Origin of the sequence: Streptomyces sp. WI03-4A, from assembly GCF_033792105.1 — a bacterium.
In the GTDB taxonomy this organism is placed as follows: domain Bacteria; phylum Actinomycetota; class Actinomycetes; order Streptomycetales; family Streptomycetaceae; genus Streptomyces; species Streptomyces collinus_A.
In genome coordinates this window covers 1-23,024 of the sequence record NZ_JARAUO010000061.1, presented here as the reverse complement: position 1 = coordinate 23,024, position 23,024 = coordinate 1, and the positions used below count along the sequence as shown (strand labels likewise).

Annotated in this window: 19 protein-coding genes; 6 read left to right on the top strand and 13 right to left on the bottom strand. The window is 74.6% G+C overall.

Annotated features, from left to right (window positions below):
• Positions 1 to 16 precede the first annotated feature (16 nt).
• The 3 genes from PV343_RS37355 to PV343_RS37345 all read right to left on the bottom strand — a co-directional run bounded on the left by PV343_RS37355 (position 17) and on the right by PV343_RS37345 (position 2,628).
• The gene (locus tag PV343_RS37355) at positions 17 to 454 is read right to left on the bottom strand and encodes a hypothetical protein (RefSeq protein ID WP_319151512.1); all 438 of its coding nucleotides are present in this window, start codon (positions 452 to 454) and stop codon (positions 17 to 19) included.
• A 121-nt stretch (positions 455 to 575) separates the two neighbouring features.
• Positions 576 to 2,195: a phytoene desaturase family protein gene (locus PV343_RS37350; protein WP_319151511.1), complete on the bottom strand. Its 1,620-nt coding sequence runs from the start codon at positions 2,193 to 2,195 to the stop codon at positions 576 to 578.
• A complete protein-coding gene (locus PV343_RS37345; RefSeq protein ID WP_319151510.1) occupies positions 2,188 to 2,628 on the bottom strand; it encodes an SRPBCC family protein in 441 nt (146 codons plus the stop codon). The genes PV343_RS37350 and PV343_RS37345 overlap by 8 nt, the downstream gene beginning before the upstream one ends.
• Positions 2,629 to 2,781: 153 nt before the next feature.
• On the opposite strand from PV343_RS37345, the gene PV343_RS37340 reads away from it, so the two are divergent.
• The gene (locus tag PV343_RS37340; RefSeq protein WP_319151509.1) at positions 2,782 to 3,006 is read left to right on the top strand and encodes a hypothetical protein; all 225 of its coding nucleotides are present in this window, start codon (positions 2,782 to 2,784) and stop codon (positions 3,004 to 3,006) included.
• Between the two features lie 52 nt (positions 3,007 to 3,058).
• On the opposite strand, the gene PV343_RS37335 is transcribed toward PV343_RS37340, so the two are convergent.
• Both PV343_RS37335 and PV343_RS37330 read right to left on the bottom strand, forming a co-directional pair.
• Positions 3,059 to 3,988, bottom strand: a complete 930-nt coding sequence (locus PV343_RS37335; RefSeq protein ID WP_319151508.1) for a YegS/Rv2252/BmrU family lipid kinase — start codon at positions 3,986 to 3,988, stop codon at positions 3,059 to 3,061.
• Positions 3,989 to 4,044: 56 nt separating this feature from the next.
• Positions 4,045 to 5,634 (bottom strand): FAD-binding oxidoreductase, encoded by a 1,590-nt coding sequence (locus PV343_RS37330; protein ID WP_319151507.1) that lies wholly within the window; start codon positions 5,632 to 5,634, stop codon positions 4,045 to 4,047.
• An 83-nt stretch (positions 5,635 to 5,717) separates the two neighbouring features.
• Between PV343_RS37330 and PV343_RS37325 the strand changes: the two genes are divergently transcribed.
• The gene (locus PV343_RS37325; protein WP_319151506.1) at positions 5,718 to 6,326 is read left to right on the top strand and encodes a TetR/AcrR family transcriptional regulator; all 609 of its coding nucleotides are present in this window, start codon (positions 5,718 to 5,720) and stop codon (positions 6,324 to 6,326) included.
• The gene (locus PV343_RS37320) at positions 6,323 to 7,900 is read left to right on the top strand and encodes a glycerol-3-phosphate dehydrogenase/oxidase (RefSeq protein WP_319151505.1); all 1,578 of its coding nucleotides are present in this window, start codon (positions 6,323 to 6,325) and stop codon (positions 7,898 to 7,900) included. Before PV343_RS37325 ends, PV343_RS37320 begins: the two co-directional genes overlap by 4 nt.
• Positions 7,901 to 8,259: 359 nt before the next feature.
• Here PV343_RS37320 and PV343_RS37315 read toward each other — a convergent pair whose 3' ends face one another.
• The gene (locus tag PV343_RS37315) at positions 8,260 to 9,621 is read right to left on the bottom strand and encodes a tannase/feruloyl esterase family alpha/beta hydrolase (RefSeq protein ID WP_319151504.1); all 1,362 of its coding nucleotides are present in this window, start codon (positions 9,619 to 9,621) and stop codon (positions 8,260 to 8,262) included.
• Between the two features lie 445 nt (positions 9,622 to 10,066).
• On the opposite strand from PV343_RS37315, the gene PV343_RS37310 reads away from it, so the two are divergent.
• Entirely contained in the window at positions 10,067 to 11,326 is a 1,260-nt protein-coding gene (locus PV343_RS37310) for a cytochrome P450 (RefSeq protein ID WP_319151502.1), read from the top strand.
• Here PV343_RS37310 and PV343_RS37305 read toward each other — a convergent pair.
• A complete protein-coding gene (locus PV343_RS37305; RefSeq protein ID WP_319151501.1) occupies positions 11,323 to 12,117 on the bottom strand; it encodes an SDR family NAD(P)-dependent oxidoreductase in 795 nt (264 codons plus the stop codon). The genes PV343_RS37310 and PV343_RS37305 overlap by 4 nt on opposite strands.
• A gap of 1,091 nt (positions 12,118 to 13,208) precedes the next feature.
• Between PV343_RS37305 and PV343_RS40515 the strand changes: the two genes are divergently transcribed.
• Positions 13,209 to 14,552: an FUSC family protein gene (locus PV343_RS40515; RefSeq protein WP_415923543.1), complete on the top strand. Its 1,344-nt coding sequence runs from the start codon at positions 13,209 to 13,211 to the stop codon at positions 14,550 to 14,552.
• Between the two features lie 12 nt (positions 14,553 to 14,564).
• On the opposite strand, the gene PV343_RS37295 is transcribed toward PV343_RS40515, so the two are convergent.
• From PV343_RS37295 to PV343_RS37270, 6 genes are all read right to left on the bottom strand, one after another.
• The gene (locus PV343_RS37295; protein WP_319151499.1) at positions 14,565 to 15,635 is read right to left on the bottom strand and encodes a YihY/virulence factor BrkB family protein; all 1,071 of its coding nucleotides are present in this window, start codon (positions 15,633 to 15,635) and stop codon (positions 14,565 to 14,567) included.
• 122 nt (positions 15,636 to 15,757) lie between these two features.
• Positions 15,758 to 16,381, bottom strand: a complete 624-nt coding sequence (locus tag PV343_RS37290; protein ID WP_319151498.1) for a sigma-70 family RNA polymerase sigma factor — start codon at positions 16,379 to 16,381, stop codon at positions 15,758 to 15,760.
• Between the two features lie 178 nt (positions 16,382 to 16,559).
• Entirely contained in the window at positions 16,560 to 17,246 is a 687-nt protein-coding gene (locus PV343_RS37285; protein ID WP_319151497.1) for a hypothetical protein, read from the bottom strand.
• Between the two features lie 177 nt (positions 17,247 to 17,423).
• Complete coding sequence (locus PV343_RS37280) at positions 17,424 to 18,080, bottom strand: ScbR family autoregulator-binding transcription factor (RefSeq protein WP_319151496.1); 657 nt, start codon at positions 18,078 to 18,080, stop codon at positions 17,424 to 17,426.
• Positions 18,081 to 18,353: 273 nt separating this feature from the next.
• Positions 18,354 to 19,592, bottom strand: coding sequence for a cytochrome P450 family protein (locus PV343_RS37275; RefSeq protein ID WP_319151495.1), 1,239 nt, complete (start codon positions 19,590 to 19,592; stop codon positions 18,354 to 18,356).
• Positions 19,593 to 19,713: 121 nt separating this feature from the next.
• Positions 19,714 to 20,397, bottom strand: a complete 684-nt coding sequence (locus PV343_RS37270; RefSeq protein ID WP_319151493.1) for a ScbR family autoregulator-binding transcription factor — start codon at positions 20,395 to 20,397, stop codon at positions 19,714 to 19,716.
• A 404-nt stretch (positions 20,398 to 20,801) separates the two neighbouring features.
• On the opposite strand from PV343_RS37270, the gene PV343_RS37265 reads away from it, so the two are divergent.
• On the top strand, positions 20,802 to 22,805 hold the full coding sequence (locus PV343_RS37265; RefSeq protein ID WP_319151492.1) for an acyl-CoA dehydrogenase: 2,004 nt from the start codon (positions 20,802 to 20,804) through the stop codon (positions 22,803 to 22,805).
• Positions 22,806 to 23,024: the final 219 nt, after the last annotated feature.

Below are 23,024 nucleotides of genomic sequence, written 5' to 3'. Positions count from 1 at the left end.
CCTCATGCCGCGTCGGTCAGGGACGGGCCGTGTGGTCGGGGTGCCCGACGGTGCGGCGGGCCTCCTTCATCTCGGCCTCGTACAGGTGGTCGCGGCCCTGGGCGAGTTCGTCCACCGCCGCCCGCTCCAGCTCCTGGAAGGGCCGGTAATACGTGTGGTCGTAGGCCTCGACGATCTGGAACGTCCAGTGCCCGGGGATGATGTTGCGGCCCAGGATCTCGGTCTGCACCCTGTCCGCCCACTCCGGGTGGCCGGCCTCCCGGAGCAGCCGTACCGCGCGGTCCAGTTCGAGATCGGCGCCGCCGGTCAGCTGGTGGAAGGCGTACAGGCTGCCGCGCGCCCGTTCGGTCGTCTCCAGTGCCTTGGACAGTGATCCGAGGGCCTCGACCGTCTTGTCGTCGACGCCTTCGGGGCGCCGGTGGCGTTCGTCGGGGCCGTCCTGGTGCTCGCTCATGCCGTTCCCTGGCTCTCCGTGTTCCGGTCGTGCGGTCCGCTGTCGGCCTGCCGTCGGTCTGCCGTCTGCTGTGTTCTCCCTTCACCGGGCGGTCGGATGCGCCCGCCGGCCGGGCGGCCGGTCAGCGCCTGCGGCCGGTACGGTCACGGCGGGCGAGAACGCGCTGGGCGCGGTTCAGGACCGGGACCCGGTGCCCGCGCAGCGCGGCGCGCGCCGCGTTCGCACCGGGCGCGCCGTGCACGCCGCCGCCGGGGTGGGCGCCGGCGGAGGCCAGGAAGAGGCCGGGCACGGGAGTCTCGGGCCGTCCGGTCCCGGGCACCGGACGGAAGACGAGCTGCTGGTGCATCGCGGTCGTGCCGCCGTTGATGGCGCCGTCGACGAGGTTGTCGTCGAGTGCCTGCATGGTGGGCGGGGCGAGGACGCGCCGGGCGCGGATCCGGGACCGGAAGCCGGGGGCGAAATGCTCGACCTGGCGTTCGACGCGGTCGGCCATGCGTTCCCGGTCGGTGGCGTCCCAGGCTCCGGTGATGCCCTCGTCGCCCGCGTCCGCGCGGATGTCGTGCGGGACGTGCGTGTAGGCCCAGGCGGACTCGGTGCCGTCCGGGGAGCGTGTCGGGTCGGACAGGGTCATCTGGCCGAACAGGGCGAAGGGGCGGTCGGGCAGCTGGCGCATGGCGATCTGCGCGGCGAAGCGGGTGAGTTCGTCCATGCCGTCGGCCAGGTGGACGGTGCCGGCCCGGTGGGCCTCTTCGGCACGCCAGGGCACCGGGCCGTCGAGTGCCCAGTCGACCTTGAAGGTGGCGAAGTCCCACTGGAAGCGCCCCAGGTCGGACAGCATCTGGGCGGGCACGTGCCGGGCGTCGAGCAGGTCGCGGTAGAGCACGGGCACCGCCACGTCGGCGAGGACGGCGCGCCGTGCGGCCACCGCGTCCCCGTCCGCCGTGCGCACGCCCACGGCCCGGCCGCCGCGCACGACGACCTCGACGACGCGCTGTCCGCAGGTCAGCTCTCCCCCGCGGCCGCGCAGCCGCCGGACCAGTGCCTCGGTCAGGGCTCCCGAGCCGCCGACCGGCACCGGGAAGCCGTAGGTCTGCCCCAGCATGGTCATCAGCCAGCCGAACCCGCCGCTGCCGGCCGACTCGGGCGCCAGGTCGGCGTGCAGCGCGTTGCCGGCCAGCAGCAGCGGGGCGCCCTCGCCGCTGAACTCCTCCTCGCCCAGGCGGCGCACCGGGAGGATGAGGGAGCGCGCCATGCGCAGACCGCCGGCAGCGCGCAGCCGGAGGGCCAGCCGTGCCGTGGCCCTGACCGGCGGGAACGGGGTGAACAAGGCGTCCAGGAGGTCGGGGCGCAGGTGCTGCCAGGTGTCCACCAGGCGGTGCCAGGCCGCGCCGTCGCCCGGTGCGAAGGCCTCTACGGACTCGGCGGTGGTCGCCACGCGCCGGTCCAGTACCGCGCACCGGCCGTCGCCGAGCGGGTGGGCGAGGACGTGGGGCGCGTGGCTCCAGCGCAGTCCGTGGTCCTCCAGGTGGAGGCCGGAGAGGACCGGGGAGGCGGCCGCGAGCGGGTAGAAGGAGCTGAACAGGTCGTTGACGTAGTCGGGGTGCACGCCCCGGTCGTGCCGTACCGCGCCGCCCGGCTCCGGCTGCTCCTCGACCACGCGGACGCTCCATCCCGCGTCCGCCAGGAGGTTGGCGGCCACCAGGCCGTTGGGTCCGGCCCCGATCACCACGGCGTCAGGCACGGCCGCCGCCCTCGCAGATCCTGGCGAGCCGGGCGAGCATGGCCCGGTGCCGGAGCTGGATCAGCATCTCGAAGCCGACGTTGTGCAGGGCGCCGCCGGCTCCCTGCAGCGGGTGCTCGTCGACGACGACCAGGCAGTCCTCGCCCCAGGGGCGCAGTTCGATGGCGATGCGGGCGGTGCCGAGCGGTCCCGCGTGCGCCTCCATCTCCAGGACGGAGCCTTCCTCGCAGTGCCGCACGACCGTCTCGTTGCCGATCCTGAGGGGCCCCAGCCTGACCTGGTAGCCGATGGACGCCGCTTCCTGGGGCCACTGGCCCTCGCGCGGTTCGGACGCCTCCGTTCCCACCACCCAGTCGGCGTAGCGCCTGCCGTCGGCGAGCACCTCCCATACGGTCGCCGGACTGGCCTTGATCAGACGATGCCGCACCGCCACACGTGCCTCCTGGGACTGGGTCCGCTTCACAGCCCTCGCCGAGTGCCCCCGGGCGCACTTGTCCAACCCCGCTCCCGATCTCCGGTCGATCCGGACGGCAGGTGCCGGGGTCTCTCGGGTGCGCCGCGGGCCGATCCGGCCGACCCTGGAGACATGACCGGCAAGCGCCTCGTGATCGTCCAGCTGCCGTCCCCGACCGGCGGCCGGCGGGTGCGGGTGGGCGGCGAGATCCTCGGCCTGGCCCACAGCGTGCGCGACCTGGTCGAGTTCCTGCGGCGCGCCGGGCTGGAGATCGAGCCGGAGGAGGTCGCCTCGTCACCGCTCATCGACTGGCGCGGGATGGGACCCGACCGGTGGGAGGCGGAGACCCGGACCTGACCGGCCAGGCCCGGCGCCAGGAGGTCCCGGAGGCCGTGCGCGCCAGGAGGTCTCAATGGCCGTCGGCGTCGGCCGGTCCGTCGGGGCCCGGCGCGGCCGGCGGGCACAGCACCGGCAGGTCGGCGGGCCGGACCCGGACCGTCACCGGCAGCGTGGCCTCCACCTCGCCGTCGGCGCCGTAGGGGACGGGGCGGCACGCCTCGATGCGCAGTTCCTTGCCGCGTAGCACCCGCACCTCGGGGCGGTTCACGTGGTCGCCCGTCTTCAGCTCGTTCATCAGGGTGAAGAAGAGCCGGCGCGGCGCCTCGCGGATCATGACGACGTCGAGGAGCCCGTCGTCGACCCGGGCGCCGGGTGCGATGAGCCGGCCGGAGCCGTAGTACGGGGAGTTGGCGGCCACGACGGTGTAGCCGCGGTGGGTGTGCTCCTCGCCGTCGACGGTGACGCGGTAGTCGGCCGGCCGCCAGGTGGTGACGGCGCGCAGGCCGCCCGCGTAGTAGGAGGCGGCGCCGCGCAGCAGCCGGGCGTGGTTGGCGTGCCGGTTGGCCAGCGCGTCCACGCCGGCGTAGACGCTGCCCAGCACGACGGTGCGGGGGTGGACGGCCGACTCGACCTCGATGGTGTCGACGTGCCGGGGTTCGGCGTGCAGCAGGATCGCGGCGAGCGCGGCCGGGTCGTGGGGCAGGTCCAGGGCCCGGGCGAAGTCGTTGCCGCGTCCGGCGGGCACCAGGCCGAGGACGGTGCCGGTGCCGCTGAGCGCCCCGCCGACGCCGCCGGCCATGCCGTCGCCGCCGACCGCCAGTACCACCCGGCCGCGTTCGCCCGCCTGCCGGGCGATCTCCTGGGCGTGGGCCAGGCTGTCGCTGTACTCCGTCTCCAGACCGGCCCCGGCCTCGCGGAGCAGGCGGGCCACGTGGAGCAGCGTGGCCGCCCCGGTCGAGTCGCCCGCGGTCGGGTTGACGACGGCGGTGAACTGTCGCATGGGTTGTGCCTCCGGGCGGTGACGGTAGGGGCGGTACGGCGGGCCGGGCGGGTGGGTCAGTCGGTGGGCAGCAGGACGCCGGGGTTGAGGAGTCCGTCGGGGTCAAGGCTGCGTTTGACGGCCCGCAGGGCCTCGATGCCCAGCGGTCCGGCTTCCTTGACATACCAGTCGCGGTGGTCGGTGCCCACCCCGTGGTGGTGGGTGATGGTGCCACCCGCGGCGAGCACGGCGTCGTTGGCGGCGTGCTTGGCCGGTGCCCAGTGGGCCACGGGGTCCGCGCCCTGGGCGCTGACGACGGTGAAGTAGAGCGAGGCGCCGTTCTCGTACACGTGCGAGATGTGGCACATCACCAGCGGCGGGGTGCCGGCCCCGGTGAGGGTGTCGGTCAGGGCGGTGCGGACCGCGTCGTACAGCTCGGGGACGCGGGACCAGAAGGCGGCGGTCTCCAGCGTCTCGGCGAACGCTCCGACGTCGAGCAGGGCGTCGCGCAGGTAGGGCGCGGAGTAGCGGCCGTGGGCCCAGCGTTCGCCCGGTTCGGTGCCTACCAGGGTGCCGCCGCACTCGGTGAGGACGGCCGCGGCCTGTTCCCGGCGCAGCGCGGTGTCCTCGGCCGTGCCCTCGTAGCCCGTGATCGCCATGCAGCCGGCCCCGCTCTCCAGGCCGGCGCCGATGGCGTCCGGCTGGGCGAGGCCGATGAGCGTCTCGGTCTCGTCGGACAGGCGGAGCACGGTCGGGCGGGGCCCGTCCTGGGCGAGCCTGCGCAGGGCTTCGGTGCCTTCCGCGAAGGAGGCGAACCGCCAGCCCTCGTAGACGCGGGTCGCGGGCAGCGGACGGACGCGCACGAGGACGGAGGTGATGACGCCGAAGGCGCCCTCGGAGCCGAGGATCAGCTGGCGCAGGTCGGGTCCGGCGGCGGAGCGGGGGGCGCGGCCGGTCTCGACGGTGCCCTCGGGTGTGGCGAGGGTGAGGCCGAGCACCATGTCGTCGAAGCGGCCGTAGCCGGCGGAGGCCTGGCCGCTGGAGCGGGCCGCGGCGAAGCCGCCGATGGTGGCCCACTCGAAGGACTGCGGGAAGTGGCCGAGGGTGAAGCCGTGTTCGGCGAGCAGGGCCTCGGCCTCGGGGGCGCGCAGGCCGGGCTGGAGCACGGCGGTGCGGGAGACCGGGTCCACGGCCTGCAGGCGGTTCATACGGCGCAGGTCCAGGGCGACGAACGCGCGCCGCTCGGGGGCGAGTCCGCCGACGACGGAGGTGCCGCCGCCGAACGGGACGGCGGCCAGGCCGTGTGCGGCGCAGGCGCGCAGGACGGCCAGGACCTCGTCGTGGGTGGCGGGCAGGACGACGGCCTGCGGGACGTCGGTGACGTCGCCGGCGCGCAGCCGCAGCAGGTCCGGGGTGGACTTGCCGCGGGTGTGCCGGATGCGGCTCTCGGCGTCCGTGCGGACGTGCTCCGCGCCGCCGGCGGCCCGGGCCAGCGCCGCCAGCGCCTCGGGTCCGGCCGTGGGCGCGGGCAGGTCGACGTCCTCCAGGGCGAGGGCCGGGGTGGTGCGCGGTTTGACGCCGAGCAGGTCGCGCAGCAGTCCGGTGACCGAGTCGGGCAGCGGTGCCGCCTTGGCCGGGTCGCCCCAGCCGTTCCACAGCATGTCCATCGAAGGGTCGTCCTCACAGGTCGGTGTGCTCGGTTCGGGCGGCGGCGTCTCCGCCCGGCCCCCGGGGCGTTACACTGTGACACATGACGCCTATTCGTCACAACGGTGGAGACGGTTCCGGCAACGACCACGTGCTCGACGCGGTGCGCGACTGCGTGCTGGCCGTCGGGGTCCGCCGCACCACCCTCGCCGACGTGGCCCGCCGCGCCGGTGTCTCCCGGATGACCCTGTACCGGCGCTGGCCCGACCTGCGCACCCTGGTGGGCGACCTGATGACCCGCGAGTGGATCGACGTGGCGAGCCGGGCGATCCCCGCCCCCTCGCCCGGCACGGACACCCGCGCCCGGATCGTGACGGGCCTGGTGGCGGGGGTGGCGGCGTTCCGCGAGCACCCCCTGTTCCGCAAGATCGTCGACGTCGACCCCGAACTGCTGCTGCCCTACGTGCTGGACCGGCGCGGGGCGAGCCAGGAGGCGCTGCTGGCGCTGCTGGCCGACGCGCTGCGCGAGGGTCACGCGGACGGCTCGGTGCGCACCGCCCACACCGAACGGCAGGCGCGCGCGCTGCTGCTGATCGTGCAGTCGTTCGCCCTGTCCCTGCGCACCATGACCGACGAGGACGACCCCGAGCTGGACTCCCCCGCCTTCCTCGGCGAGCTGCGCACCCTTCTGGAGAGGACCCTGACGCCATGAGCCATACCGAGGCAGCGACCGGCTCGTCCCTCGGCGCGGACCGCCGTACCCGGGAACTGACCGAGGCCGCGGACGGCAGGGTGGCCGACGTGCTGGTGGTCGGGCTCGGCGCCACGGGGGCCGGAGCCGCCCTCGACGCGGCCGCCCGGGGCCTTGACGTGGTCGCGGTCGACGCCCACGACCTGGCCTTCGGCACCTCGCGCTGGAGCTCCAAGCTGATCCACGGCGGGCTGCGCTACCTGGCCTCCGCGCAGTTCGACGTCGCCCACGAGAGCGCCGTCGAGCGCGGGGTGCTGATGACCCGCACGGCACCGCACCTGGTGGCCGCGCAGCCGTTCGTGCTGCCGCTGACGCCGCTGGTGTCCCGGGCGCAGGCGTCGCTGGCGTGGGCCGGGTTCCGGGCCGGCGACATGCTGCGCCTGGCCGCCCGGACGCCCCGGCAGGTGCTGCCCGCCCCGCGCCGGCTGTCGGCGACGGAGGCCGGGCACCTGGCGCCCGCGGTGCGCGCGGGCGGGCTGCGCGGCGGGCTGCTGTCCTGGGACGGCCGGGTCACCGACGACGCCCGGCTGGTGACCGCCCTCGCCCGGACCGCCGCCGCGCACGGCGCGCGGGTGCTGACCCGGACCAGGGTGCTGTCGCTGACCGGGACCGGCGCCCGCATCCGTGACGAACTCACCGGCGAGGAGGGCGAGATCCGGGCCCGCGCGGTGATCAACGCCACCGGGGTGTGGGCGGGCGACCTCGTCGACGGCATACGGATCCGGCCCTCGCGCGGCACCCATCTGGTGCTGCGCTCGGAGCGGCTCGGTACCCTGCCCGCCGGGCTGCACATCCCGATCCCCGGCGAGACCAACCGCTTCGTCCTGGTCCTGCCGCAGGGGGACGGCCGGGTCTACGTCGGGCTCACCGACGAACCGGTCGACGGGCCGGTCCCCGACGTGCCGGAGGTCCCCGAGACCGACATCGGCTTCCTGCTGGACGTGCTGGGGTCCGTGCTGCACACCGCGGTGCGCCGGGACGAGGTCGTCGGCGCCTTCGCGGGGCTGCGGCCCCTGCTGGACACCGGCGGGCACGACGGCGGCGACGGGCAGGCCCGCACCTCCGACATCTCCCGCCGGCACGCGGTGCTGACCTCCTCCGACGGTGTCACCACGATCGTCGGCGGCAAGCTCACCACCTACCGGCGGATGGCACAGGACGCCGTGGACGCGGCCGCGGCGGCCCGCGGCCTGCCCGCGCCCCCCTCCCTCACCGCCGACCTGCCCCTGGTCGGCGCCGCCGCACCCGGCCGGCTACGCGCCCTGGCCGCGCCCCGCCGCCTGGTCCGCCGCTACGGCACCGAGGCCCCGGCCGTCCAGGCCCTCGCCGAGCGCGAGCCGCACCTGGCCGAACGGGTCCTGCCCGGCCATCCGGTCACCCGGGCCGAACTGGCCTGGGCCGCCCGCCACGAGGGCGCCCTCGACGCGGCGGACCTCCTGGACCGGCGCACCCGCATCGGCGTGGTCCCGGCCGACCGCGCCGAGGCACTGGCGGTCGCCGCCGAGATCCTGTCGGAGGCCCGCGCGCCGAGCTGAGCGGCGGCGGTGGGCCGGGGCCCGGTCCGGCCGGAATCCTGACGGGCGGCGGACGGACGGGGCCCGGGGGCGAACGGCCCCCCGGTCCGGCTCCGGGCAGGCGGGGTGCCGACCCGCCGGGGAGGGGCGGCCCGGCGCGCACTCGCCCCCGACCGGCGCGGGCGGGCGGGGGCCGGGCCGGTTCCGCGCGGGCGTGGAGGCCAGCCCGGGCCGACCACCGACCCGCTCCGGATGGGCAGCCCCCGCCCAGCAGCCGCCTCCGCGGCAGCGGACGGACAGACCCGCCGACGGGCCCCCGCCCGGCGGGAACCGCCGGACGCGGGCCCTACCCGCTCCGGCCCCCGGCACTCGGGCCCGGCTCAGGTGAGCGAGCCCGTCACCGCCAGGTCCCCGGTGCGGGGCCGGGGGACCGTGCCGCTCGCCGGGGGCTCCTCGTGGCGCTCCACCCAGGCCGTCAGGGCGGTGAAGGCCGAGCGGTAGCAGGGCAGCATCGGGCGCAGCCGGTCGGGATAGGCGTCGTACAGGCTGTCGACGTGGTTGCCGCCCTCGATCCGGTAGTAGCGGTGCAGCCGGGAGCGGCCCCGGTCGGCGATCATGCGGGCGTACACGTCGGACTGCACGGTGATGGGCAGCAGGGCGTCCAGGGTGCCGTGCAGGGTGATCATCGGTTTGCCGATGCGTCCGGTGAGCGCGATCCGGGCGACCGCGTCGTGGACCTGGCGGGGCCTCGCCCCGTAGTCGTAAGCGGCGTCGGACGGGCACGGCGCGAAGATCTGCTCGGTGGTCGTTCCGGCCGAGGCGCCGGGGCAGGCGGGGTCGTAGCCGGGGTCGAGCTCCGCACGGTAGATCTTCTGGGTCAGGCCCCAGTACACCTTCTCGTGGTAGGGCCACAGGAACTCCGAGCCCCGGGCGAAACCGGCCGCGTACATGTCCTCGTCGCCGGCCCGGCCGAGCCGGCGCGCGACGGCGGTGGGCAGGAAGGTGAGCAGGTTCGGGCCGTCGGCCCGCCACAGCGGGCCTTCCCAGTCGACGCCGCCGTCGTAGAGCTCGGGGTGGTTCTCCAGCTGCCAGCGGGTGAGGTAGCCGCTGTTGGAGATCCCCGTCATGTACGTGCGGCGCGGGGCGTGGCCGTAGTACTGGGCCAGCACCGCCTTGGCCGCCCGGGTGAGCTGGGTGGTGCGCCGGTTCCACTCGACGATCGCGTCGCCGGGACGCTCGCCGTCGGTGTAGAAGTCCGGGCCGCAGTTGCCCTTGTCGGTGGCGGCGAACGCGTAGCCCTGGGCCAGCACCCAGTCGGAGACGATGACGTCCATCGAGTACTGCTTGCGGACCCCCGGCGCCCCGGTGACGACCAGCTTGCCGTTCCAGTCGTCGGGCAGCCGGAGGACGAACTGGGCGTCGTGGTTCCAGCCGTGATTCGTGTTCAGGTGCGAGGAGCCGGGGAAGTAGCCGTCGATCTGCAGTCCGGGCACACCGGAGGGGTTGCGCGTGCCCTGCGCCGTGAGGCCGGCCCAGTCGGCCGGGTCGGTGTACGGCGTGCCGGTGAGGGCGCTGGTGGTCAGGTCGTCGTGGCGGGAGATCCGCTGCCGTTCGGCACCGGGGACCGTGATCCGGCGCCGGGCCGGGGGGCCGCCGTCGGCCCGGGCCGCGGTGGCGGGTGTGACCGCGGACGCCGCCAGCAGTGCGGCGGACAGGAGCGTGGTTCGTCGACTGGGGAGCATGACGCACATCGTTGGCCTCCCCGGCCGACGCGACCATGGGCCGGACACATACTCCAGCGGCGCCTTCAGTAGAGCCGGCATACATGCATTTCCGGGTCGGGCGCCCCGATGGCGGCGAGCGGTCCCCGGCGTGCGGGTCGCCGACGGCTGCGGCACCCTACGGAGAGGGACAGCGAAGGGACAGACCGTGGCCGAGGGTGGAAGGCCGCTCCGGCCGTCCGGACCGGGCCGGGAGGACGACGGCGCACGGGAGCACGAGCCCCGGGCACGCCGGGACCGCGGGCGTCCGGCGCCGCGGCCCGAACGGGTGATCGTACGGCGGACTCCCCCGCTCGGGAACGGCTCTCCCCCCGGGTTCACCGGAGTGGAACACGGGACCTGCTGACACCCGGCCGCTCGTCCCGGGCCCGCACCCGGGAGACGGGATCCTGAGGAGTGATGCGACATGAGCCTCGACCCCGCGTCCAACCCGCCCGCACCCGCGGTGCGGCCCTGGACCGTCGACGACCTGCCCGCGCTCGAACCCGACCCGTTCCTGGACGAGGTGCTCCGTGAGGAGCCGATCACCCGGATCGCGCTGCCCCACGGCTCCGGGCACGCGTGGCTGGTCACCCGCTACGAGGACGTCCGCTTCGTCACCTCCGACCCGCGCTTCTCCCGCGAGGAGGTCGTGGGCCGCGAGGTGACCAGCATGGCGCCCCAGGCCGTGGCGTCGCAGACCGCCGGCCTGCAGTACATCGACCCGCCCCGGCACACCCGGCTGCGCCGGGTGGTGGCCCGGGCGTTCACCGCCCGCGGCATGGAACGGCTGCGGCCCATGGCGGAACGCACGGCCCACCGGATGCTCGACACCATGGAGAAGGCCGGCCCTCCCGGCGACCTCATGGAGCACCTGCACACCCCCTTCCCCATCGCCGTCGTCTGCTTCTTCCTGGGCGCCGACGAGGACGACTGGCACCAGTGGGCGGGCAACTCCGAAGCCCTGCTCTCCCAGTCCACGGACGCCGAACGCAACCGGGCGGCCCGCCTGGCGACCCGCGGCCGGGTCGTCGACCTGCTCCGCCGGCGCCGCGACGAGCCCCGGGACGATCTCGCGGGCGTACTGGCCCAGGCCACCGAGGCCGGCGAGATCACGGACGACGAGGCCGTCTCGCTGGCCATGGCCGTCTACGTGAGCGGCGGACACGCGGTGCGCAACAACAGCGGCTCCATGATGTACGCGCTGCTCACCCATCCGGAGCAGCTCGCACAGCTCCACGCCGATCCCGCCCTGCTGCCCCGGGCCGTCGAGGAGCTGTTCCGCTTCGTCCCCCACCGCAACGGCGTCGGCATCCCCCGCGTCGCCCTGGAGGACGTGGAGCTGGGCGGCCATCTGATCCGCGCGGGCGAGGTCGTGTACAACGCCTACGTCGCCGCCAACCGCGACCCCGGGGTGTTCCCCGACCCCGACGCGCTGGACTTCGGCCGGGAGGGCCCCGGCCACCTCGCCTTCGGGCACGGCCCGCACTTCTGCCTGGCCGCCCTGATGGCCCGCATGGAGGCCGAGGTCATGATCCGGGCCGTGCTCGACCGGTTCCCCGGTCTCCGGCTCGCGGTCCCCGCCGACGAGGTCGAGTTCCAACGCGAGGGCCTCATCCGCGGGCCGCGCACCCTCCCGGTGACCTGGTGGGGGGCCAGGGCCCAGGGCAGGATCGAGACGCCCTAGGGGAGGATCGAGTCGACGTAGCCGCCGTCCACGCGCAGCGCTCCCCCGGTGGTGGCGGACGCCTGCTCGGAGCTGAGGTAGACGACCATGTGGGCGATCTCCTCGGGCTCGATCAGCCGCTGCAGCAGGGACTGCGGGCGGTACTGCCGCATGAAGGCGCGCTGGGCCTCGTCCCAGGGCAGGTCGCGGTCGACGAGTTCGTACACGAAATCCTCGACGCCGCCCGTGTGGGTGGGCCCGGCGATGACGGAGTTCACCGTCACGCCGGTGCCCGCCGCCTTCTTGGCGAAGCCCCGGCTCACCGCCAGCAGCGCGGTCTTCGACATCCCGTAGTGGATCATCTCCGCGGGGATGACGACCGCCGAGTCGCTGGCGACGTACTGGACGCGTCCCCAGCCGCGTTCGGTCATACCCGGCAGGTAGAGCCGGGTGAGCCGCACGGCGGCCAGCACGTTGACCTCGAAGTAGCGGCGCCACTCCTCGTCGGTGATCTCCAGCGGGTCGGCCGTGCCGAAGATGCCGAGGTTGTTGACGAGGATGTCCACCCGGGGCAGCGTCCGCGCCACCTGCTCCGCGCCGTCCTCGCCGGACAGGTCGGCGGCCACCGGCACCAGATCGGCCCCGGGCACCTCCTTCGCCAGCGCGGCGACGCTGTCGGCCACGCGCCGTTCGTCACGTCCGTTGACCGCGACCCGGGCCCCGGCCCGGGCGAGGCCGGCCGCGATCGCCGCGCCGATGCCCTGCGTCGAGCCGGTGACCAGGGCGGTGCGTCCTGAGAGATCGATGTGCATGGATGAGCGGTTTCCCCTTTCCCCGGCCCGGGATGCCTGCCCTCGTCCGTCCGTGCGATCGCCCCACCGGCCCAAGGCGGCGGATACTCGGTACGTCGGTGGACGCGCGGGCACTCCCGGACGGAAGGGCGCGGCGGATGCGGTCAGCTGCTTGCTTCACCCTGCTGGGCAAGGCCCCGGCATGGCTGCGGGCCCACGACCCCGACCTCGCCGCCACCCGCCGCGCGGCACGCACCGCGCTGGTGATGCCGGCCCTGTTCGCCCTGTGCGGTCAGGTGTTCCACTCCCCGGCGATGGCGACGTACGCGGCGTTCGGGTCCTTCTCGATGCTGCTGCTGGTCGAGTTCACCGGCCCCGTGGTGCAGCGGCTGCGCGCCCACGTGGGCCTCGCGGTGGCCTGGGCGGTGCTCATCTGCCTGGGCACCCTCGCCGCCCGGCAGGGCGGGGTCGCCGTCGCCGCCACGGTCGTGGTCGCCTTCGTGGTGCTGTTCTCCGGGGTCGTCAGCTCCGTGCTCGCCGGGGCGTCGACGGCGCTGCTGCTCGCCTTCGTGCTGCCGGTGACCACGCCCGCGCCGCTGTCGCAGCTGCCCGAGCGGCTCGCCGGCGCGGGACTCGCCTCGGCCGCCGCCCTGCTCGCCGTCCCGCTGCTGTGGCCGCGGCCCGCCGCCGACCCGCTGAGCGCCCCCGCGGCCCGGGTCTGCCGGGCGGCGGCGGCACAGCTGCGCCTGGACACCTCGCACCTGACGGACGGCACCGGCGCGCCGGGCCTGCCCGCGTGCCGGCGGGCCGCCGAGGAGACCGCCGCCGCCACGGCCGCACTGCGCGACGCCTTCCAGGACACCCCGTACCGGCCCACCGGTCTGTCCGCGGGTTCACGCGCCCTGGTGCGCCTGGTCGACGAGCTGACCTGGCTCAGCGCCATCGTGCGGGACAACGCTCCCCCGCCGCAGGGCCACGCGCGCTGCGACCCCCACGCCCGCACGGTGCGGCTGACGGCCGCGTCCGTGCTGGAGCTGACCGCCGCACTGCTGGAGGAGCCGCACGGCTCCCCGCGGGCGCTGCGCGTCCGGACGGCCGAACTGCGCGAGGCCATGAGCCGGATGGAGCGCGGTGCCACCGCCCGGCTCCCGGTCCATCTGCCCGGCCCGGACACCGAGCCCGAGGTGCTGGCCTTCCTCTCGACCCTCGACCTGTCGTTCCGCGCCCAGGAACTGGGGTTCGCCACCCTCCAGATCGCGGACAACGTGGATCTGGTGGCGGCGGCGGAACGGCGCAGCTGGCCCGAGCGGCTGCTCGGCCTCGAACCGGGCGGCCCGGCCCAGCCGCTGGCCGCGGCGCGCGAGCGGGCCGTCGCGCACCTGCGGCCCAACTCGGTGTGGCTGCACAACAGTCTGCGCGGCGCGGCCGGTCTGGGCATCGCGGTCGCCCTGGTGCAGCTGACGGGCGTCCAGCACTCGTTCTGGGTGCTGCTGGGGACCCTGTCGGTGCTGCGCTCCAACGCCCTCAGCACCGGTCAGAACGCGGTCCGCGCGCTCGGCGGCACCCTCGTCGGCTCGGTCATCGGGGCCGCGCTGCTGCAGCTCATCGGCCATCACGGCACCGCGCTGTGGTTCCTGCTGCCCGTGGCGGTGCTGATCGCCGGCATCGCACCGGCCGCCGTGTCCTTCGCCGCGGGCCAGGCGGCCTTCACCATCACCCTGGCGATCCTGTTCAACATCGGGCAGAACCCCGACTGGCACATCGTGCTGCTGCGCCTGCAGGACATCGGGCTCGGCTGCGCCGTCAGCGTGCTCGTGGGCCTGTTCTTCTGGCCGCGCGGCGCGGCGGCCGCCGTGGACCGTGCGCTCGCCGAGGCGTACGCGGGCAGTGCCCGTTATCTCGCGCGGGCCGTCGCGTACGGCGTGCGCCGCTGCGGGGGCCGGCCCTCGACGGCGGACGCCCCGCTGGCGGAGGGGCTGGAGGCGGCGGCCGCCGCACGCCGGCTGGACGACGCCTTCCGCAGCTTCCTGGCGGAGCGCGGCGCCAAACCGGTCCCGCTGGCGGACCTGACCACCCTGGTCACCGGCATCGTCGGGCTGCGGCTGGCCGCGGACGCGGTGCTCGGCCTGTGGCAGCGCGCGGACGAGCTGCACGCGGGCACGGACCGGGCTCAGGCGCGTCTGGTGCTGTTGAGCGCCGCGGGCCGGGTGTCCGGCTGGTACCGGGACCTCGCCCTGAGCCTGACCGGTCACACCGCCGTCCGTGCCCCCCTGCCGCGCAACCCCGCGGCCGAGGCCGACCTGGTCGAGTCGGTCCGCGAGGACCTGCGCGACGACGAGGGCCGGGCCTCCGACACGGCGGTACGCATCATCTGGACCGTCGACCACCTCAACGCGGCCCGCAGGCTGCAGCCCGGCCTGGCCGCGGCGGCCGCGCCGGGCGACGGCGCCGCGTGAGCCGTAGGCGGGTCACGCGTCGTCGAGCCGGCGCACGTCCTCCTCGTCCCAGGTACGGGTGTCGCGCGGTTCGACGTACGGCTCCGCGTCCGGCGGGTACCCGCCCGCGATGGCCCGCTGACGCACGGTCTCGGCGTCGAACTCCAGACCGAGCAGGACCGCCAGGTTGCTGATCCACAGCCAGATCAGGAAGACGATGACACCGGCCATGGCCCCGTAGGTCTTGTTGTAGGACGCGAACCCGGCGACGTACAGCGCGAACCCGGCGGACGCCGCCATCCAGAGGAACAGGGCGAGGAAGCTGCCCGGGGTGATCCAGCGGAAGCCCCTCACCTTGGCGTTCGGCGCGGCCCAGTAAAGGATCCCGATCATCAGGGTGACGAGCAGGACGAGGACCGGCCACTTGGCGATCGACCAGGCGGTCAGGGCGGTGTCGCCCATGCCGATCGCCTGCCCGGCGCGGCGGGCGATGCCCCCGGTGAACACCACGATCAGCGCGCTGGCCACGGCGAGCAGCATCAGGACGACCGTGACGCCGACGCGCACCGGCAGGATCTTCCACACCGGACGGCCCTCGGGCACGTCGTAGACGGCGTTGGAGGCGCGGATGAACGCGGCGACGTAGCCGGAGGCCGACCAGACCGCCAGGACGACACCGACGAGGGCGAGGACGGATCCGGTGCCTGCGCTGCCCTGCAACTGCTCCACGGAGCGGGTCAGGATGTCGCGGGCCGGTCCCGGCGCGAGGTGTTTGAGGTTGATCAGCACCTTGTCCGTGGTGGACCTGCCGGTGATGCCGAGCAGGGAGACGAGCACCAGCAGCGCCGGGAAGAGGGACAGCACCGCGTAGTACGTCAGTGCGGCGGCCCGGTCGGTCAGCTCGTCGTCCTTGAACTCGCGCAGCGCGCCCTTGAGGACCTTGCCCCAGGCCTGCTTGGGTAGGTCGGTCGGCGCGTCGGGAGCCCGCCGCTCGACCTCGGGGCCGGGGCCGGCCTCCTGCGGCGCCGGCACCGCGGGTTCCCGCGCCTTCTCGCCCTCGTCGTGGTCGTGGTCCTTGTGCCCTGGAAGATGCAGCTTCGCCATGTCCCTCGGGTACCCCGGGCTGCGAGGCTACGCCGCCCGAAGCGTGGTCGGCCCGCACGGACGCCCGGTCACGGCCCTGGGGGATGCCGGGGCCGGGCGGCCACCGGCACCCCCGGCGGGGATCAGGCCGCCGCGACGGCGGGCCGGTCCGCTTCGTGCAGCAGATCGACCAGGGTGGCGCGGGCCCGGGCCACCCGTGAGCGCACCGTGCCCACCGGGCAGCCGCTCGCCGCGGCCGCCGCCGCGTACGGCAGCCCGGCGAGCTGGGTCAGCACGAACGCCTCGCGGCGCTCCCCGGGCAGCGCGGCCAGCAGGTCGAGCAGGACGACGCCTTCGTCGAAGCCGGGCAGACCGCGGGTCTGGGCCCGCTCCACGGCCGCCTGCCAGTCGGGGGCGTCACTGAGCCGGGGCCGGGCGGCCGCGTACCGGTAGCTGTCGAGGACCGCGCGGCGCGCGATGGACAGCAGCCAGACGCGTGCCGAGGAACGGCCCTCGAAGCGGTGCAGGCTGCCGAGCGCCCGCAGGAACGTGTCCTGCGCGAGGTCGTCGACGGCCTGGGGGTCGGCGCACAGGTGGGCGACGTAGCGCCGGACGTCGCGGTGCAGCGCGCGCACGAAGCGCTCCACCGCGTCGGCGTCGCCGCCGCGGGCGGCCAGGGCCCACGCGGTGACCGACTCGTCGGTCGGCAGCGGCCGGACGGCCGGGGCGCGGTCCTCGCGCGAGGCGGGCAGGGCAGGAGTGATCACCTGGTGTCCTTCTCGGTCTCCGGGAACCGGGCCGCGGGCGCGGTCGGGCGCCGGCGGTCCGGTGAGAAAAGGTGAGAAAAGGGGTGGCCGGTCGCGTGGTGCTCACGCGGGACGGCGTGTGCGGGCGAACGGCCGCGGCCCGGGCCGCGCAGGGGCGGCCTCGGGGCACCGGCTGTCGTCAGGCGACAGCGACCCCGGCGGGCGGACCCCGGGAGATGATCGAGTGGACGAGGCGCAGGAGGCGTGGCGCGCGCCCCGAGCGCCTGCGGCGGCTGCGCGGACGGGGGCGGTCCGCCGGGACGGGCAGGGCCAGCAGCAGCCGCAGCGGTGCCGCCAGCCGGCCGGCCACGGCCCGCAGGATGCGGAAGGCGGCGCGCTCGCCGTACGCCAGCCACAGCCCGCACAGCAGCGCCGCGAGCAGATGGGCGGCGAGCATGCCGAGCGACGACGAACCGCCGTCCATGACGTGTCCCATGGGGCCGGTGGACGGCGCGGCGCTCATGTCCGTCGGGCTCATGCCGCCCATGGGACCCATGGCGCTCATGTCCATGGAGCCCATCGCTCCCGTGTGCATACGGCCCGTGGCCGCCGTGCCGGCCGGGTACGTGCCCGCGGGCTGGGCGAGGGCGAACGCCTCGTGCAGCACGGTCTGCGCGGCGAGGACGGCGGTCACGACGAGCGGGAGCCCGCGCTCACGTCCGGCGAGCGACCACCCGGCGGCGCCGGTCACGGCGAGGCCCGCGGCCAGGGTCCAGCCGGGCACGTGCCGGCCGGACATCAGGACATGGCCCAGGGCGGCGAGCAGCACGCACACGACCGCGAACACCGCGGCCCGTACCGTGCGAGAACACCACCCTGCGGCCATGACCTCCCATCCTCGCATCCGGCCAGCGGTCGTCAGGTCCTCTTGCCGTCATGTCCCGTCGCCTCGTTCCCCGTTGCCTCGTGTCCCGTGTCGTCTGCTTCGTGTCCCGGTGTCGTCGTGGCCTGGTGTCGTGGTGGCTCCCGGTGTCGTCGTGGCCCGGTCGGCGCGGTTCCGGTGCTAGCGGCCGGCCAGGCTGGTCTCGGTGCCGCGGTCGCCCCTCGGTCCGCCGTCCCGTACCGGCTCGGGCGCACCGCAGGGCAGGGTCGCGAGCCGGGGCAGCAGGCAGGTCCAGAACTCCACCATGCGTTCCTTCGGCAGCCAGTCACGCTCGCGGCTGCCGAGCACCTCGAAGCCGACCGTCGCCGCCACGACGGCGCCGGCCACGCAGTCGGCCGACAGGCCGTCCGTCAACTCCCCTTCCTCCTGCGCCCGGACAACGACCTCGCGGACCCAGCCGTGCCACGAGTCCAGCACCGTGGCGCCGCCGTCCCGCGCCGGGTCGCCGCCCAGGGTGAACCCGGCCCGCATGACGGGGTCGGCCGCCAGCGCGACGACCAGCCGGCGGATGGCGGCCACGAGCGCCCCGAGGGCGCTGCCGTCCATGGCACGGCACCTCCCGGTCATCTCCTCCACCGTGCGCGCGGCCGTGCTCTCGATCTCGCCGGCGAGGGCGTCCTTGCTGGGGAAGTGGAAGTGCAGCGCTCCGGCGCTCACCCCGGCCCGCCTGCTGATCGCGGGCAGGGAGGCGCGGGCGTATCCGTCGTGGGCGAAGGCCTCCGCAGCCGCGCGGATGAGGGCCTGCCGGGTGCGCGCCGCCCGTACCTGCTTGACCATGACGCTCTCCTTCTCGGCCACCGACGGGCCTCTAACCGCACGTTCAGTATGTTTACCGAGGTCCGGTGCGGCAAGAGCCGACGCGGCGACGGGCGGAAATCACCGGCGCATGCGCGAAACACCCTGCCGAACAGAGGGGTTGACACCTGCGGGCCCGAGGCAAACCGCGTGCCTGGTTTGCCGGTCGGGCAGACGAATGCGTCGTGAACGCGCGGAAGTCCGCCGCCCCGGGCGGGGCGGCGGACTTGCCGGTGGCTGCCCCGGCCCGCGTTCTCAGGACGCGGCGGGACGCAGCACGACAGGCAGCGAGCGGAATCCGTTCAGCATGAAGGTCGGCAGGGGCGCCAGTTCCTCGGCCGCGCAGGCGAGTTCCACCTCGGGGAACATGTCGAAGAGCCGGGAGAGGGCGGAGGCGGCCTCGATCTCGCCGAGCGGCGCGCCGAGGCAGCGGTGCGGTCCGTGGCCGAAGCCGAGGATGTCGCGGTCGGTGCCGCGCAGCAGGTCGAAGCGGTGCGCGTCGGAACCATGCCGGTCGGTCTCGTGGCCGCCCGCGGCGAAGTTGACGAGGATGCAGTCCCCCTTGCGGATGCGCACCCCGTCGAGGTCGATGTCCTCGACGGCGAACCGCATGGGCGCGTACGCGCCCGGCGTGTGCACCCGCATGGTCTCCGCGACCACGTCCGCCCAGCCGGCCCGGCCCGCTCGCAGGTGTGCGAGCTGCTCGGGGTGGGTCAGCAGCGCGCCGGCCGCGTTGGTGATGAGGGTGGCGGTGGTGTCCTGCCCGGCGGCGATGAACATGAAGAGCGAGCCGAGCAGTTCGTCCTCGGTCAGGCGGTCGCCCTCGTCCCGGGCCGCGATGAGCGAGCTGGTCAGGTCGTCGCCCGGCCGCTCCCGTTTGGCCTTCACCAGCGCGGCGAGCCGCCCGAACGCCTCCAGACGCGCGGCCTCCATCTCCGCACCGCTGACGGTGGAGCTGAACACGGTGCTCAGCGCCGCGGACAGCGCGTCCGTCTCGGCGCCCCTCGGAACGCCGAACAGCTCGCAGATGACGCGCAGCGGCAGCACCTCCGCGTACGCGGTGCGCAGGTCGACGGGCGTTCCGGGCGGCAGAGCGGCCAGCTCGCCCAGCAGTTCGGACGACAGCTCCTGGACGCGGGGGCGCAGCGTCTCGGAACGCCGTGCGGTGAAGGCCCCGGCGATAAGCCGGCGCAGCCGGGTGTGGTGCTCCCCGTAGGCGAAGAGCATGTTCTCGTTCGCCACCCACGGGTAGAGGGGCCACTCCTCGGTTATCTTCCCCTCGATGAACGGCGGCCAGTGCAGGCGGGCGCTGCGCGAGACCCTCGGGTCGGTCAGCAGCCGCTCCACGTAGCGCTGTTGCACGACGGCCCAGGCGAGCACCCCTCCGGGCAGCTCCACCTGGACCGCGGGGCCTTGGGCGCGCAGGTGCGCGGCCTCCGCCATGTGGTCCTGACCCATGAGGTCCAAGGCGTAAGGGCAGGCGGTGTTCTCCATCGGTGTGCTCCCTGGGTCGGTCCTGCATCACGGTGGGGCGTGGCGACGTGCCCGTGGCAGCGATGTCCGCGCCGCGGCGCCCGGCGGGTGCCGGCGGCCGTGGCCCGCGGTCGGGACCGGTTCAGCCGGCGGCCGGAGCCTCCTCCGGGTCCAGGCGCAGCTCCATGGCTTCCTCGTAGACGCGCCTGCCCCGGTCGACCGACATGTCCAGGCGGACGAGCACCGCGGGGACGGCGATGCTGGTCATCAGGTGCCGGTAGAGGTCGACCACCCGTTCCATCAGGTCCGTGTGGTCGTTCATGATCTTGGACAGCACCTGTGCCCCGGTGAAGGCCGCCACGAACGCCTTCGCCGCGGTCGCGACGTGGACCTGGGGCAGCACTTCCCCCTGCGCCTTGGCACGTTCGAGCAGGGTCGCGTTGTGCTCGACCCAGGAGGCCATCGGCACCCGCCGGTCCAGCCCGTCCTGCGGTGAGCCCTGGTCCACGGTGAGGCGGATGCTGCCGCGCACCATGGGGTCGCCCGAGCCGAGCAGATGCGCGAGGAGGAAGCCCGAGTCGAGTCCCTCCTGGAGCACCAGTTCCCGTGGCGGCAGCTCCGGCACGGACTTCAGCTGGTCGGTCAGCACCGCCTGGGCGAGCTGTTCCTTGGAGGCGAAGTGGAAGTAGAGGGCGCCCTTGGTGACATTGGCCCGCTGGAGGATCTCCGAGATGGTCGCGGCCTCGTAGCCGACGTCGGCGAACACGTCGGCGGCTGCGATCAGGATGTTGCGCCTCGTCCTGATCGCTCGCTCCTGCAGGGCCACGGCACTTCCTCCGCACTGGCTTCACGAACCCGCCGGCTCCGAAAAGAAACCGACAGGTACGTATCCTGCCACCCGGGTAGATGCCCTTTCAAGCATGCGAGAGCCCCCTCCCTCCCCCAGTGCACGCGGACGGCCGAGCCGTCGCCGAGGGCCACAATAAAACCTGTCGCCCGGTATCTCAACGACCATGAGGCACTTCCACGCCGCCGAAGCGCCCACCGGGGACCGAAGTTGAGCAAGTTGCGCCTTTCTCACGTCGCTGATGCGCCGACAAGGCACCATTGTTCGGCCACCGTTGGCAGAATTTTGGCTTGATTAGCAAACCGGGAGGTCCGTATCTTCTCGTTCCACGCATTACCGCACGCATCCCCATCCTTCCGGATCCGCGACTACGGGAGAGGGTCATGACCCTTCTGACACCCCTGGCAAATCCCTCCTCCGTACCGGAGTCCGGGCGCTACGGCGGGTATGGGGCGCTTCGTGCGGACGGGTGTCCGGCGGACGGCCCGTCTCCCGCGGTCTACGACGCCGCCGACGGCCTCACTGCCGGTGGCGGCGTCGGCCCCGCCGCCGGAACCGTCGCCGAGCTGACCCGCCTCCTGTTCGACGGCGAGGACCGGGAGCGCAGTCACGGCATGTGGCGCGACCTCATCTCCAAGGACACCTTCCGCCACCGCCCCGGGCTCACCGCCGAGGAACGGATCGCGCTCTCCTACGAGTTGCTGCGCCTGGTGAACGACACGGCCGGCGACGCCGAGCTGCTGGCCGACGACCCGCGGCTGCTCGCGGCGCTGCACGAGTGGGCGGCGATCGTGGACGGCGGCGGAGGGCTGTGCACCGTGGCGAGCATCCATTACAACCTGTTCCTCGGCAGCCTGCTCGACCACGGGGGCGCGGCGGCCCGGGACCTCTGCGACTTCACCGGCCTGCGCCGCACCGGCACGTTCCTGTGCACGGAGCTCGACCACGGCAACGACGCCTCGGCCCTGGAGACCACCGCCGAACTGGATCCGGTCACCGGGGGCTTCGTGCTGCACACCCCGCACGAGGGCGCGCAGAAGTTCATGCCCAACACCAGCCTCACCGGCGGCCCGAAGACCGCGGTGGTGGCCGCCCGGCTGATCGTCGAGGGGCGGGACGAGGGTGTCTTCCTGTTCCTGACGCCGCTCAGCGACGAGCACGGCCTGCTGCCCGGGGTACGGGTGCGGCGGCTGCCGCTGCGTACCGGCGCCCCGGTGGACCACTGTCTGACCGCGTTCGACCGGGTGCCGTTGCCGCGCGACGCCCTGCTGGAGGCCGAGCACGGCCGCCTGGACGCCGACGGCCGCCTGCACAGCAGCCTCGGCAACCGGCGCAAGCGGTTCCTGCGGTCCATCGGCCGGGTCACGATGGGAAAGCTGTGCATGAGCGGCGCCGCCGTCGGCGCGACCCGCGCGGCGCTCGCCCTGGCGGTCCGGCACGGCGACCTCCGGCAGGTCAGCGGGCCGCGGGCGGGCGAGCGCATCCCGGTCAACGCCCACCGCCCGCACCACGGGCGGCTGCTGAAGGGCCTCGCGACGGGCTACGCCATGACCTTCCTGCACCGCTCCGCGCTCGCTCGGTGGGCGGCGGAGCACACCGGTCCTGACACCGGGCGGCGGGCGGAGGCGGAGCGGATCGTCGCGATCGCCAAGGGCTGGATCACCTGGCAGGCCCGGGACATCGCCGTCGAGTGCCGGGAACGCTGCGGCGCGCAGGGCCTGTTCGCGGCCAACGGCCTGTCCGAGTTCCCGCACTACATCGAGGGCACCATCACGGCCGAGGGCGACAACCTGGTGATCTGGGTGAAGGCCGCCGCCGAGATGCTCTTCGAGCACCAGCCGGAGCGGCGGGCCCCCGAACCGCCCGGTGACGTGGAGCGGCTGGCGGACCCCCGGCATCTGCTCGGGCTGCTGGCCCGGGCCGAGGCCGTGTGGCAGGACAGAGCCCGGACGGCACTGCGCCGGGGTCCCTCCGGGGATCCGGTGGAGCGGTGGAACGGCGCGTCCTCCGCCGCCCTGGAGATGGTCGCGGTGCACGCCCGGCTGCGGGCGGCCGAGGCGTTCCTGGAAGCGGCCGCCGCGGCCCGGCGCCCCGAGGCCCGCGCCCTGCTGGAGCGGCTGTGCCTGCTGTTCCTGCTGGAGCAGGTCGGCGGGCACACGGGCGACCTGCTGGCCGACGGGCACCTGTCCGCCGACCAGGTGCGCGCCCTGCCCGGGTTCCTGGACGACGTGCTGCGCGACCTCGCCCCGCGGATGACGGACCTGGTCGAGGCGTTCGACCTGCCCGCCGCCTACCTGGACGCGATCCCCCTGACCGGCTCCGGCGGCACCCGCCTCACCGACCAGCTCCCCACCGAGGAACCGGCCGACTGCGGTTTCCCGCGGTAGCCGGGAGCGGCGACGGCGTGCCCGCGCCGGCCGGGGCCGGCTGCGGTTCCGCGCGGTAGCCGGGCCGGCCACGTCCACGCGACCGCTGGGAGCATGACGACCTTCCCGCGCAGCCAGAGCCGGCCGGGGCTGCGCACGCAGCCGGGAGCGGCGGCTGCCTCCCCGCGGCAGCGGGGAGCGGCCACGGCCTCCCGGCCCAGCCGGAGCCGGCCGCGGTTC

Bases quoted from the DNA above. Each gene is read 5' to 3' on its own strand.
- PV343_RS37355 (WP_319151512.1), bottom strand. From the start codon at position 454: ATGAGCGAGCACCAGGACGGCCCCGACGAACGCCACCGGCGCCCCGAA.
- PV343_RS37340 (WP_319151509.1), top strand. From the start codon at position 2,782: ATGACCGGCAAGCGCCTCGTGATCGTCCAGCTGCCGTCCCCGACCGGC.
- PV343_RS37335 (WP_319151508.1), bottom strand. From the start codon at position 3,988: ATGCGACAGTTCACCGCCGTCGTCAACCCGACCGCGGGCGACTCGACC.
- PV343_RS37330 (WP_319151507.1), bottom strand. From the start codon at position 5,634: ATGGACATGCTGTGGAACGGCTGGGGCGACCCGGCCAAGGCGGCACCG.
- PV343_RS37325 (WP_319151506.1), top strand. From the start codon at position 5,718: ATGACGCCTATTCGTCACAACGGTGGAGACGGTTCCGGCAACGACCAC.
- PV343_RS37320 (WP_319151505.1), top strand. From the start codon at position 6,323: ATGAGCCATACCGAGGCAGCGACCGGCTCGTCCCTCGGCGCGGACCGC.
- PV343_RS37315 (WP_319151504.1), bottom strand. From the start codon at position 9,621: ATGCTCCCCAGTCGACGAACCACGCTCCTGTCCGCCGCACTGCTGGCG.
- PV343_RS37310 (WP_319151502.1), top strand. From the start codon at position 10,067: ATGAGCCTCGACCCCGCGTCCAACCCGCCCGCACCCGCGGTGCGGCCC.
- PV343_RS37305 (WP_319151501.1), bottom strand. From the start codon at position 12,117: ATGCACATCGATCTCTCAGGACGCACCGCCCTGGTCACCGGCTCGACG.
- PV343_RS40515 (WP_415923543.1), top strand. From the start codon at position 13,209: ATGAGCCGGATGGAGCGCGGTGCCACCGCCCGGCTCCCGGTCCATCTG.
- PV343_RS37295 (WP_319151499.1), bottom strand. From the start codon at position 15,635: ATGGCGAAGCTGCATCTTCCAGGGCACAAGGACCACGACCACGACGAG.
- PV343_RS37285 (WP_319151497.1), bottom strand. From the start codon at position 17,246: ATGGCCGCAGGGTGGTGTTCTCGCACGGTACGGGCCGCGGTGTTCGCG.
- PV343_RS37280 (WP_319151496.1), bottom strand. From the start codon at position 18,080: ATGGTCAAGCAGGTACGGGCGGCGCGCACCCGGCAGGCCCTCATCCGC.
- PV343_RS37275 (WP_319151495.1), bottom strand. From the start codon at position 19,592: ATGGAGAACACCGCCTGCCCTTACGCCTTGGACCTCATGGGTCAGGAC.
- PV343_RS37265 (WP_319151492.1), top strand. From the start codon at position 20,802: ATGACCCTTCTGACACCCCTGGCAAATCCCTCCTCCGTACCGGAGTCC.